General features: G+C 72.1%; 10 protein-coding genes. 4 read left to right on the top strand and 6 right to left on the bottom strand.

Going from position 1 to position 12,204, the window contains the following annotated elements; all coding sequences use genetic code 11:
* Nucleotides 1-112: 112 nt before the first annotated feature.
* A complete protein-coding gene (locus OHA55_RS36045) occupies nt 113-775 on the top strand; it encodes a GNAT family N-acetyltransferase (RefSeq protein WP_266714685.1) in 663 nt (220 codons plus the stop codon).
* Nucleotides 776-1,146: 371 nt separating this feature from the next.
* Here the strand turns inward: OHA55_RS36045 and OHA55_RS36040 are convergent, their stop codons facing one another.
* Together OHA55_RS36040 and OHA55_RS36035 are read right to left on the bottom strand one after the other, a co-directional pair.
* Nucleotides 1,147-2,691 (bottom strand): LLM class flavin-dependent oxidoreductase, encoded by a 1,545-nt coding sequence (locus tag OHA55_RS36040; RefSeq protein WP_266714683.1) that lies wholly within the window; start codon nt 2,689-2,691, stop codon nt 1,147-1,149.
* A 21-nt stretch (nt 2,692-2,712) separates the two neighbouring features.
* Nucleotides 2,713-4,182 (bottom strand): MFS transporter, encoded by a 1,470-nt coding sequence (locus OHA55_RS36035; RefSeq protein WP_266714681.1) that lies wholly within the window; start codon nt 4,180-4,182, stop codon nt 2,713-2,715.
* 130 nt (nt 4,183-4,312) lie between these two features.
* Here OHA55_RS36035 and OHA55_RS36030 point away from each other — a divergent pair, with 130 nt between their 5' ends.
* Complete coding sequence (locus tag OHA55_RS36030) at nt 4,313-4,834, top strand: MarR family winged helix-turn-helix transcriptional regulator (protein ID WP_266714679.1); 522 nt, start codon at nt 4,313-4,315, stop codon at nt 4,832-4,834.
* Nucleotides 4,835-4,959: 125 nt separating this feature from the next.
* Here the strand turns inward: OHA55_RS36030 and OHA55_RS36025 are convergent, their stop codons facing one another.
* Complete coding sequence (locus OHA55_RS36025; RefSeq protein WP_266714677.1) at nt 4,960-6,225, bottom strand: DUF6357 family protein; 1,266 nt, start codon at nt 6,223-6,225, stop codon at nt 4,960-4,962.
* A 274-nt stretch (nt 6,226-6,499) separates the two neighbouring features.
* Here OHA55_RS36025 and OHA55_RS36020 point away from each other — a divergent pair, with 274 nt between their 5' ends.
* On the top strand, nt 6,500-7,819 hold the full coding sequence (locus OHA55_RS36020) for a type III PLP-dependent enzyme (RefSeq protein ID WP_266714675.1): 1,320 nt from the start codon (nt 6,500-6,502) through the stop codon (nt 7,817-7,819).
* Nucleotides 7,816-8,397 (top strand): GNAT family N-acetyltransferase, encoded by a 582-nt coding sequence (locus tag OHA55_RS36015; protein ID WP_266714673.1) that lies wholly within the window; start codon nt 7,816-7,818, stop codon nt 8,395-8,397. The genes OHA55_RS36020 and OHA55_RS36015 overlap by 4 nt, the downstream gene beginning before the upstream one ends.
* Before the next feature lie 60 nt (nt 8,398-8,457).
* Here OHA55_RS36015 and OHA55_RS36010 read toward each other — a convergent pair whose 3' ends face one another.
* From OHA55_RS36010 to OHA55_RS36000, 3 genes are all read right to left on the bottom strand, one after another.
* Nucleotides 8,458-9,798 (bottom strand): glutamine synthetase family protein, encoded by a 1,341-nt coding sequence (locus tag OHA55_RS36010; RefSeq protein WP_266714671.1) that lies wholly within the window; start codon nt 9,796-9,798, stop codon nt 8,458-8,460.
* A 158-nt stretch (nt 9,799-9,956) separates the two neighbouring features.
* A complete protein-coding gene (locus tag OHA55_RS36005) occupies nt 9,957-10,991 on the bottom strand; it encodes a 3-oxoacyl-ACP synthase III family protein (RefSeq protein ID WP_266714669.1) in 1,035 nt (344 codons plus the stop codon).
* Between the two features lie 507 nt (nt 10,992-11,498).
* A partial coding sequence (locus tag OHA55_RS36000; protein ID WP_266714666.1) for an ABC transporter ATP-binding protein occupies nt 11,499-12,204 on the bottom strand: 706 nt, incomplete at its 5' end.

The raw sequence follows: 12,204 nt of genomic DNA, 5'->3' as shown, positions 1-12,204 counted from the left end.
CAGTACCGGCAGTACCGGCAGTACCGGCAGTACCGGCAGTACCGGCAGTACCGGCAGTACCGGCAGTACCGGCCGTACCAGTACCTTCCGGACGACGCGAAAGGACATCGGAGTGACAGATCTTCGTCTTGATGGGCCGGTCCTCGAAGGTGCCCGGGTACGGCTCGAACCGCTGGGCACGCAGCACGCCGCTGATCTGGGCGCGGCCGCCGAGGAGGACCGGGATTCGTACGGCTTCACCTGGGTCCCCCGGGCGGGAGACGCCGCCCGGTACATCGACGAGCAGCTCGCGCGGGCCGCCGCAGGAGGGGTGGCGCCTTACGCGCAGGTGTCCGTCGCGACCGGGCGGGCCGTCGGGGCCACCGCGTACCTGGACCCGCGCCTGTGGCCCGGGGAGGACCGGCTGTGCGCCGTCGAAGTGGGCTTCACGTGGCTCGCGGCCTCGGCGCAGGGCACCGGGATCAACTCCGAGGCCAAACTCCTGCTGTTCCAGCACGCTTTCGAGGAGTGGGGCGTGGCACGGGTCGATCTGAAGACGGACGCGCGCAACACCCGCTGCCGTGCCGCGCTGGAAGCGGTGGGGGCCCGGTTCGAAGGGGTCCTGCGCCAGTGGTCCACGTCGTGGGCGCCCGGCGAGGATGGGCTGCTGCGCGACTCGGCGATGTTCTCGGTGATCGCCGCCGACTGGCCGCGGACCCGGACCCGGCTGGAGGGGCGGCTCGGCCGGCTGCCCGCCGACAGTTCGGCGGATTCCGCCGGCCGATCCGCTTCATGAAGGGCAGATGCGGCTGAGCCGAAGGCAGCTGATCACCCGTGGGGCGCCTGGTGTGCGCGTCGCCCCACGGGCAGGCGCCCCGCGGGCAGGCGCACCATCCGCCCGCTTCCCAGCCCGGCCGCGTAGAGGCCGCCCTCGCACGGGGCCTCCACCGAACGGTCCGGCGAGGGGGTTCGCCGATGTCGCCGAGGACTGCGCCCCGGTCGGTCCGCTCTCCGACGGCCGCCTCGAACCGATGGCCGGTGTCTCCCTTCTTTTCGAGATCCGAGGCCGGGTCGTCGCCGTGGAGCCCGGCCGAGCTGCCCTCGCCCTGGCCGGCATCACCTTCGGCAGTACGGCGAGGCCCGCGCGTCCGGGCGGCCCCGGCAAGATCACCAGCCGGTGCCGAACCGGACCATCGGCTCGATCAGCTCCGCTTCCTCGTACGCGAGATGGGACAGCAGCACGTCGGTGAGCAGGTCCACCGCCGCGGCCAGCCCGTCCTGGCGGCCTCCGCCCTCGACGAAGGCGACCAGCTCCCGGTCGAGGCGGTCGATCACCCCCTGTATGGCGTGGTGCTCCTCCGTGAGCCGGTCGAGGACCGGTGCGAGGCCCGGTTCGGAGCGGCGCAGGTGAGGGAAGAGATCCTCGTCCTCGCGCGTGTGGTGCAGGGTGGTCACCCGGCAGTACGACGCGCAGTAGGCGCCCAGAGTCCAGTTGTTCTGACGCAGGCTCAGTTTCTGGATCTCCGAGCGTGCCGCGCCGGGCTCCAGGGTCTCCGCCAGCACCTCCCGCGCCACCTCGCGGAGCCGGTCCAGGTCCGCACGGAGGCCGTCGTGCGCGGCCACGAGGTTGCGCGCGGGCGCCGGGTCGCGGCGCCGCCCCGGGCCGGCGGGCGGTGCGGAGGGACGGGTCGACTCGTCCCACGGCCGCTCGGTGGAGAACCGCTCGGCGGGCGGCGGCGTGGCCCGCACCGCGAGCCGGTCCCCGTCGCCGGAGGGCTCCGTCCGGCGGCCGGCCGGGGGTACGGGTGGGGCGGCGGGCCGCGGACCCGGCCCCGGACCGCCTTCGCGAGCCCGCTCCACCAGCTCCCGGGTGGCCGGAACCACATCCTCGCCGAACATCCGCAGCAGATCCGGGTGGTGGGCCGGGAGCAGGAACGCGCTGGTGCCGTGTTCCAGGGCCAGTGCGGCCAGTTGCTCCGGCCAGGCGGCGGGAGGCCCCTCGGGAAACCCGCCCGGACCCGGCGAGAGGTTGTACAGCCGCCGTACGTCCGCCGGTGCGCGGCCCGCCCGTTCGGCGGCCTCGTCGACGATCCGGTGGCCGGCCCCGAGGCGGGCCGGGGGCACGTGCGGCACGCTGGGCAGCCAGCCGTCGCCCGCCGTCCCGACCAGGTCCAGCATCCGGGGACCGACCGCCCCGATCCAGAGGGAGACGGGGTGCGCCGGAGCGGGGCCGGAGGTGGCCCCGTGGAGCCCGTAGTGCTTGCCGTCCAGGCGGACCTGTCGTCCCGGGGTCCAGAGCGCCCGGATGACCTCGATGGCCTCCCGGGTCGCCCGGACCGCCTCGCCGGGGGTCCGGCGCGGTCCGCCGTCGGCGGCGATGGAATCCCAGTAGGCCCCCGCGCCGAGGCCCAGTTCGACGCGTCCGCCGGTCAGCAGGTCGAGGCTCGCCGCCGTGCGGGCCAGCACGGCGGGCGGACGCAGCGGCAGGTTCGCCACGTTGGGGAAGACCCGCACCCGGGAGGTGGACGCGGCGATGACCGCGAGCACCGCCCAGGCGTCGAGCATGCCCGGCTGATAGGGGTGGTCCGGGACGCTCACCAGATCCAGTCCGGCCAGGTCGGCCGTGCGGGCCAGGGCGACGGCCGAGTTGCCGTCCCCGGCCGAAGGCACCAGTACGGTGCCGAAGAGGAGGTCGTGTCCGTAGTCGGGCATGCCTGTGGGCTCCTGGGATCGTCAGGCGGCGCTGGGGCCGCTGCTCGGGGCGGGGGCGGGTGCCACGGCCTTGCGGCGCAGGGAACCCGGACCCGCCAGGGCGGCCAGGGTGGCTACGCCGAGGGCGATCGCGGACATCACGAACGCCGTGGTGTAGCCGGACTCGACGGGGATCGGCGTGCCCGGGATCGTCTCCGCCGCGACCAGCGACGCCGCGATCTGCGCGCCCAGCGAGCCTCCGACGGTCCGCATGATGGTGTTGATGCCGGTCGCCTGGCCCGTCTGGCTGCGGTCGACGGCGCTGACCACGAGGTTGGCGAGGGCCGCGAAGGCGAACCCGACACCGACACCGAGGACGGCGGAACCCGCGTACATGGCCCACTCGCTGTCGTGCGCCGCCGCGTAGACGACGAACCCGGCCAAGCCGATCAGGCAGGCCAGCACCAGCGGAAGCTTCCAGCCGAAGGCCGCGCCGAGCCGTCCGGCGAGCGGACTCGCGAACAGCATGGTCACCGCCATCGGCACCATGAACAGCCCCGACTCGGTGACCGAGGCGTCGAAGCCGTACCCGGCCCGGGAGGGGGTCTGCGCGAGCAGCGGGACGAGGGTGAAGGCCCCGTACATGCCGAAACCGATGATGAGTGCGGTGATGTGACTGGTCAGGACCGCGGGGCGGCGCAGCAGCTCGATGTCGATGAGCGGCTCGCGCACCTTGGTCTCCACGTACCGGAACACCGCCAGCAGGACGAGCGCGGCGACGAACAGGCCGATGACCCCTACCGAGGCCCAGCCCCACGACTTGCCCTGGCTGATGGCGAGCAGCAGCGCCACGATGCCCGCGCTGAGCAGGAAGACGCCGGGCCAGTCGATGCGGCCGGGGGAGCGGACCGAGGACTCCTGGATGAAGGCGGCCACGGCGGCGATGCCCAGCAGGATCACGATCAGGCCGAGCCAGAAGATCCAGTGCCAGTCCAGCGCGTCCACGATCGGCCCCGGGATCACCAGGCCCACCCCGAAACCGATGCCGAAGGTGGAGGAGATCAGGCCGATGGCCACCGGGACCCGTTCGCGCGGGAACTGGTCGCGCACGATGCCGAAGGCCAGCGGGAAGGCGGCCGAGCCGACGCCCTGGACGGCGCGGGCCGCGATCAGCAGGCCGAGGGAGTCGGACAGGGCGGCGAGCAGGGTACCGAGAGCGAAGACGCTGAGGCTCGCGATCAGCACCCGCTTCTTGCCGAACATGTCGCCGACCCGGCCCAGCAGCGCGGTGGCGACGGAGGCGGACAGGAGGAAGGAGCTGAGCACCCAGGAGACGCCGGTCGTCGAGGCGCCGAATTCCTCCCGGAGGTCGGGCAGCGCCGGTACGACCATCGTCTGCATCAGCGAGAAGGACAGCACCGCCAGCAGCAGGGCGGCGAAGGGGGCGGCAGTGGAACGTGTGGCCGGTAATGGCGCTCGGGCCTCGGCGGGGTCGGTGGGTACATCGGTCATCGAGCGGTCCTCCGGTGTGAGGGCGCCGCCGTACGAGGAACGGGGCGGGAGCGACGAGTTAATTTCACAACGGAATCATTCCATCATGTCTCTCTTACGTCCAGGCACTGTTTTCGCGTACGATGCCGGTATGAGCGAACCCGAGCGGTGCGGACCTGCCGGAACCCTCCCGGAGGGCGCCCGCCCGCAGGGGGACCTGCCAGAGGGGGCGCTCCGCCCGCCCAGCCTGCTGGCCCTGCCCTCGTACCTCGCCAGTCATGTGGCCCGCATCGGGCACGAGTCCCTGGTCGAGGCGGTGGGCCGGTCGGGGCTCCGGCTGCCGCACTTCGCCACGCTCACGGCGCTCGCCGACTTCGGCCCGCTGCCCCAGCACGTCATGGCGGACCGGCTCGGATTCCAGCGCAGCCACCTGGGCGGATACCTCGACACCGTCGAGGAGCGGGGCCTGGTGCGGCGCACCCGGGACCCGGCCGACCGGCGGCGCCAGGTGGTCGAACTCACGGACGAGGGAGCCGCGGAGCAGCGCCGGCTGAGCGCGGTCGCGGAGGCGTCCCAGGACGCCTTCATGGCCTGCCTGGACGCGGACGAGCGCACGACGCTCACCCGGCTGCTGCGGCGGGTCCTCGATGCGGACGACCGCACGGACGGCTGACGGGCCTCGTCGCCCGGGCCCCCGAACGGCCTTGTCGGCTGCGCGTGTTCGGGGTCTGCCGGAATCGGCCCGAGGCGCGGCCCGGCCGCCGGACAACCGGAGCGCGGCCGGGCGCCCCAGGCTCCCTACCTCGCGGTCGGCCCTGCGTCGCGCCGCCGGCGGCGCGCGCGCTCGAACTCGGCGACGTCGGACATCCAGGGGCCGTGCCGGCCGAGTGCGGTGCAGCCGCCGCGGGCGAACGCGGCCACCAGGGTGCGGTACCCGGCCATCCCGTCGACCAGGGCGTACTCGACCCGGTACTCCGGCTCCGACCCGGCCGACCCCTCCCGTACCGTCGTGATCCGGGCGAGGGAGTCCGCGTAGAAGTGGAGCTGTATCCCCTCGCCCATCTCCTCGTCCTCGATGGTGAACACCTCGTTGTCCGCGGCGGAGCGGTCGCCGACGAAATCCCAGAACTCCGCGGTGGCCGTGCGGGAACGATCCGAACGCCACTTCTTCCCGACGCCCTTGTCGTCGGTGAACAGAAGGGCCGTCTTCCTTCCGCTTCCGCCGAAGTCGGCAGCGTCCTCGTCGTCTTCCACGGGTGTGTTCCTGGAGCGGTGCGCGGCCTCCGAGCACATCAGGAAGCTCACGGTACGCACCGCCTCGTCGACGAGCCGTGGGTGCGCACGGCGCACCGCCGCATCGACAGCCTTCGCCATCCGGTCCCAGTCACGCTTGTCCGTGGCGCGCTTTCCCCGTCGCGGATCGAGACCGATCCGCATCCCGGCGCACGCCTGCTCGGCGGTGGCGATCACTCGCATGACCTGGGGCAGCAGGGCGGGTTCGACGGCGCCGGGTGTCCGCTTCGGAATGGTCGAGCCGTGCAGGTACTGGCCCGTGTACCTCAGGACCGCGGTGTCGAGTGGGCCGAGTACTGTTCCGCGCTCGGCGCGACGGCGGTCCGCGTGGTGTTCCTGAACGCGTTTTCCGTCGGCCGACTCGGTCGCCGAACGCATCGCCGCGTGGACCTGGCCGCGCTGGAGCGAGTCGATGTCGGCTCCATGGGCGATGAGCCGGCCCTCGTCCCACCGGATGCGCCGGAAGAGAGCGTCGACGTCCGCGGGCGGGGCGAGGAGGACCGGGTCCAGGAGCGCGACGGCGGCGTCCTCGTCCAGCCGGCCCCGGGTTCCGGTGGCGTCGCACAGCGGAATCACCGCGCTCCAGAGCAGCAGGTGCCTGGCCAGGTCCTCCCGGATCACCGTGAGATGGGCTTCCCCGATCGCGAACGTGAACGTGCGGGGCTCATGGTTGGCGTCGGCCCCGGCACCGAGCATCAGCTTCAGCCCGCCGTTCTCGCGGATCACCTTCGGTATCCAGGCGCTCCCGCGCGCGAAAACGATGTCTCTCATGGAGCCAGTCTTCCCCATGGGGCGAGACCGGCGAGACCTGCCCGGACCAGCCGGCACCGATGGGACCGGCCGCCGTGTCGTGGCCCGTGACCCGTGACCCGTGGCCGGGATCGGCAGGAGGCCGGGCGAGCAGGGCCGAGCCGCCACGCGCGCGAGGAGTCCGGTGGGAAGGAAAACCGTTCGCGCGTCATAACCACCTCCGGACTCCCTCGTTCCCCTCATGGGTGCCGGACGTTCACGGCGCCGACCATCCAGTCGGACAGGGAGTTCATGCGTGAGGCCTCAGGCCACCGACATGTGTCAGATCGCCGAACAGCGTCGGCCGGCCGACCGTCGCGGAACCGGCCAACGCGCTCCGACGGCAGCGCTCGCCGTGCGGACGCAGGCCCCGCTCCCCGTCGGCCGGAGCGAGGACTCCGCCCTGCGCGCCGCGCTCGCCGCCGCGACCGAGGACACGATCATCTACGACCTGGAGGGTATCGGCCGTCAGTACGCCGCCCTGTGCGCCGAACTTCCCGGCATCGCCGTCCGGTTCGCCATGAAGGCATGCCCGGTGGACGAGGTGCTCGACCATCTCGCCCGGCTCGGTTCGGGGTTCGACGCGGCCGGCCCGCAGGAGATCGCCCAGGCCCTGCGCACCGGGGTCGCCCCCGAACTGATCCACTACGGCAACACCGTCAAGTCCGACCGCAACATCGCCGATGCCTACCGGCTGGGCGTGCGCGACTTCGCGACCGACAGCCGGGAGGACGTCGCCGCGATCGCCCGACACGCCCCGGGATCAGCGGTGTTCTGCCGTATCGCGACCACCGGCGACGGCGCGCTGTGGGGCCTGAGCCACAAGTTCGGCTGTTCGCCCGAGGACGCCCTGGCGGTGCTCGTCGCCGCCCGTGACGCCGGACTGGTGCCCTCCGGCCTTTCCGTGCACGTCGGCTCCCAGCAGATGACGGCGGAAGCCTGGAGCGAGGCGACCGAGACACTGGCCGGCACGCTGGAGACGCTCAACCGGCACGGCATCGTCCTGGACCGGATCAACCTCGGCGGAGGGCTGCCCGCCCTCGGCGTCCTCGACCGGTGCGGCCGGCCACTGGAGCCGCCCCTGGACAAGATGTTCGCGGTGATGCGCGACGGTATGGAACGTCTGCGCGCCGTCAACACCGCCCCGCTGGCCTTCCTGCTGGAGCCCGGCCGCCACCTGGTCGCCGATCACGGTGCGATCCGCGCCCACGTCGCCCGGCTCACCTCCCGCCGACGGGCCGACGGTACGCGTGAAAACTGGCTCTACCTCAGTTGCGGCAAGTTCAACGGCCTCTACGAAATGGACCAGTTGCGGTACCGGCTGGAGTTCCCGACCGATCCCCACGGGCAGTTCGTCGACGCCGTGGTGGCCGGTCCGACCTGCGACAGCGACGACGCGTACGCCCAGGAGGGCGGCTTAGTACGGGTCCCGCGCGCCATCGCCTCCGGCGACCCGGTCTGGGTCCACTCCTGCGGCGCGTACGCCGTCGCCTACGCCACCCAGGGGTTCAACGGCTTCGCACCGCTGCCGTACACCTGCGTCGCCGGCTCGGTCCAGGACGGGGAGAGCGGATGACCGGCACCCGGATCAGGCTGCTTCAGGAGGACGACTGGGACGCGCTGGTCGTCCTGGAGGAACGCGCCTACAGGGAGAGCGGCCTGACCGAGGGGCGGGAAGCGCTGCGTTCCCGGCACCGCTCCTCTCCGTCGACCTGCTTCGTCCTGGAGTACGAGGGCGGCTTCGGCGGCTACCTGCTCGCCCTGCCGTACCCGCTCGACCGATGCCCCGACCTGAGCCGGGCGGAGGTGTGCGCGGATCAGGAGAACGTGCGGGAGAGCGGGCGGGGAAGAGGCCGGGTGAGCAACCTGCACCTCCACGACGTGGTGATCGCCGAACGGGCGCGCGGCCGGGGCCTGGCCCGCCGGATGGTGCGGCATCTGGAGGAGACCGGGCGCGTGGGCCACTACCGGACACTCTCCCTGGTGGCCGTGCAGGGTTCGCGCGAGATGTGGACCAGACTGGGCTGCCGCGCCCGGCCCGGGACCGTACTGCCCGCGAGCTACGGCGCCGGGGCGGTCTACATGACGAAGCCGCTGGAAACCGCGACTGCCGCTCCGGCTCAAGCACCGTCCTCCGCGGCGGAAGCGGGCTGACGCGGTCGCCGGAAGGCCGCCGTCCCCGCCCGCTCCGGGGACGGCGGCATGGACGCCCTGTCAGTACCGCCAGCGAACGGCTTCGACGACGTCCGCGTCCGTGCGTCCCGCGAACAATTCCGCCTCCGCCCGCCGGACGGCCAGCACGGCCTCGAACAGCTCGGAGCCGAGTGCCTGCCGGAGGAGGCCGGACTTCTCGAACGCGTCGGTGGCCTCCGGCAGACTCGCCGGAAGGCGCTCGGCATCGCGGAGAGCCGCGGGGTCGCTCCGGGTCTCGGGAGGCAGCGGCATACCGGCGTCGAGCCCGGCGAGTCCGGCCGCCAGCACCCCACCGACGGCGAGGTACGGATTCGCGGCGGCGTCGAAGCACTTGAACTCGGCGTTTGCCTGCCCTGCGGCCGTGCCGGTGATCAGACGCAGGGCCGCCTCGCGGTTCTCCAGGCCCCAGCAGCGGTAGGCACCGGCGAAGTGGGAGGGGACCAGCCGCAGATACGAGGCGGCACCGGGTGCGCCGAGGGCGAGCAGGGCCGGCAGCTCGGCGAGTGCCCCCGCGAAGAAGTGCTCGGCCTCGGGGTGCAGGCCGTGACGGCCGGGGCCGGCGTGTCCGAGGTTCCGGCCCTGTCGCCAGAGACTGAGATGGAGGTGGCCGCCGTTGCCGATCGCACCCTCGGTGAAGACGGGAGCGTACGAGACCCGCAGCCCGTGACGGGCGGAGACGGCCCGGACGGTGTGGCGTACCAGCATCGCGGTGTCGGCCGCCTCGACGGGGCCCTCGGCCGCGACCGAGACCTCGAACTGCCCGGCGGCGTACTCGGGATGGAGCTGAAGTACCGTCAAGTCTTGCGCGGTGAGAGCGCGAAGAACCTCGCGCAGGTAGTCGGAGTGCTCGATGAAGCGGGTCATGCCGTACCCGGGCGCGGACGTCGCGGGGGCTCCGGCGGCGTCGGCCACCACCCACTCGATCTCGATCCCGGCCCGCACCGACAGCCCGCGCCGCTCGACGGCCTCGGTGGCCCGGCGGGCGAAGCCCCGCTGGCAGCCGGGGTGCGGAGTACCGTCCTGGGTGTAACGGTCTGCCGGAGCCCAGGCCCAGCCGGGCTGGGCGGCGAGCGGGGTGAGCCGGTCCAGGTCGGGGACGAGCCGCAGGTCGCCCGTCGGGCCGGTACTCGAAGCCGCGGTGGTGAAGGAGTCGTCCACCAGGGAGACGTCGAAACAGGGGACGGCGCCGACGCCGTGCTCGGCGGCGTGCCGGAGTTGGGCGAGCGGGACGGACTTCACGCGGGTGAGCCCGGCGTTGTCGACCCATCCGAACACCACCCCGTCGATTCCGTCGGCGGCGAGCTGGACTTCGGCCGCACGGGCCTGAGCGGCCCGCTCAGCCGGTGAGTACGTGGTGGTCATGCCGTCCATGCTGGCGTTCGCGGCAGCGGAATCGCCAGCGGGCGCCGTTGAGTTCACTCGTCCGTGAATGACCGGAGCCGCGACGTGACTCGCTGCCCGGTGCTGACAGGGTTGCGCCAACCCCCGTCAGCCTCGTGGGTGTTGTGGAGTCGGATCGGTCAGGCGTGCCGGAGACAGAGGGATCCCCACTGGAAGCCCGCACCGATACCGGACAGCACGTAGGTGTCTCCCGGGAGCAGGGAACCTTCGGCGACGGCCGTGTGGAGTGCGGTGAACACCCCGGCCGACCCGGTGTTGCCCAGCCGGTCGATGGTGACCGGGGCGCGCTCGCGCGGTACCCCCAGGGCCGCCGTGGTCTCGTTGAGGATGTTCAGGTTGGCCTGGTGCAGGAAGAAGTGCCGCACCTGGTCGATCGGGACGCCGGCGTGTTCGACGGCGCTGATGATGCTCTCGGGCAAACGTGTGGTCGCCGCGTTCCACACGGCGCGGCCGTCCATGGCCAGATAGTGGTCTCCGGCGGTGACGGTGGCGGTGCTGGCGGGCATCCGGGAGCCGCCCGCCGGGATCTGGACGTCGTAGGAGAGCTGGGAGCCCAGGCTGTAGGAGAGGAGACCCGAACCGCGGCTGTCGGTGCGGGTGAGGACGACGGCCGCCGCGGCGTCGCCGAAGAAGACACCGGTGGTGCGGTCGGTGGGATCGGTGACCCTGGAGGCACAGTCGGCCGCGAGCAGCAGGATGGTGGTGATGGAGGGATTCTGCAGGAGGTGGGCGGCGATCAGCATGGCCTGGACGCCGGAGGCGCAGGCGGCTGTCGTGACGTCCAGGGAGAGGGCGCGGTGGGCGCCGAGGGCGTCCTTCACGATGAGCGCGGTCGACAGGAGCGGCTGGTCCCAGGTGTAGGTGGCGACGATGACCGCGTCCAGCCGGCCGGGCTCGACTCCGGCGGCTTCCAGCGCCGGACGGGCGGCGGCGACACACATGTCGGAGGTGGCCAGGTGCGGTGCCAGACGACGGCGTTCGCGGATACCGGTGCGGCTGGTGATCCACTCGTCGCTGGTGTCCAGGGAGCGGACGAGTTCCTGATTGGTGACGACCGTCGGCGGCAGGTGGATCCCCGTCCCGGTGATGGCGAACGGTACGGACAGGCCCGCGCCGGTCTGGTGGACCAGGGGCTGCTCCAGGGCGACGGTCATGTCACGGCGCTCCGCCCGGGGGACGTCGGTACTCCTCGAAGAATTCCCATATTCCGCATCTCTCCATGGGTAGGCAATTGACCCGTTGTCGGGGGGCGTCGTAATCGCAGCCGCCGCATCATCTCACGGGAAGCAGGTCTTAAAATCACGCTTTAATTCGATAGTGTGATGAATTGAGTAATCTCTTGACGGTTCATTGCTGAGAGTTCTTCGCGTGGTCCGCGAGAGAATGGGCGGGTAACCCGCCGTCGACCGAGCCGCGTCCTGTTTGCCGGCGTCGGCGTAAGGGCTGTCCCGTAATCCGTGGTGGATCAGTGCGCGGCGTCGGATGCGGTGCATCGCAAGGCGGAGGAGCGTCCGCATACTGGATGTATGTGGACGTTCCGGCAACGCGGCGAGGTGCCGTAGCTGTCGTCGCGCACCCACCAGGGATTGCGGGACAGCCCTCAGGTATCGGCACCGGGCATCCGCCAGGGATTGACGACCGTACGGACACGAACACCGGATTCAGGACGACCTCTGCCCCGGGAGGGAGGCGCGCAGGGACGGCACGGAGGCGAGCAGCGTGCGGGTGTAGGGGTGGCTCGGTGCACGCAGGATCGTCCCGGTGGGGGCGATCTCGACGATCCGGCCGTGCCGCATGACCGCCACGACGTCCGAGACGTGGCAGACCGCGGGCAGGTTGTGGCCGATGAAGAGCATGGAGAGCCCGAGCCGGCGCTGGAGCTCCCGCACCGTGTTGAGGACGGAGGCCTGCACCGAGACGTCGAGCGCCGAGGTGACCTCGTCGGCGATCAGCAGGCCGGGCTCTACGGACAGGGAGCGGGCCAGGGCGACCCGCTGGCGCTGGCCGCCGGACAACTGGCGCGGCAGGCGATCGGCGAGCCCGGGATCCAGCCCGACCAGGCCGAGCAGCTCGGTGACGCGCTCGGCGCGAGCGGCCCGGTCGAGCCGGCGGAAGACCGTCGCGGCCTCGACGAGGGTCTGACGAGCCGTCATCCGCGGGTCGAGCGCGGTGTCCGGGTCCTGGCGGACGATCTGAACCAGGCGGCCGAGCCGCCGCCGGTCGTGGACGGTCCGGGTGCGGACCTCGCGGCCGTCGACCAGAACGCGGCCACTGTGCACGGGAACGAGACCGACGATCGCGCCGGCCAGGCTGGACTTCCCGGAGCCGGATTCCCCCACGAGACCGAGGGTGGTGCCGGAAGGGATC

The sequence above is a fragment of the Streptomyces sp. NBC_00102 genome (assembly GCF_026343115.1).
GTDB lineage: Bacteria > Actinomycetota > Actinomycetes > Streptomycetales > Streptomycetaceae > Streptomyces.
Note: the sequence above shows the minus strand (reverse complement) of the source record. Positions and strands in the feature narration are given on the sequence as shown.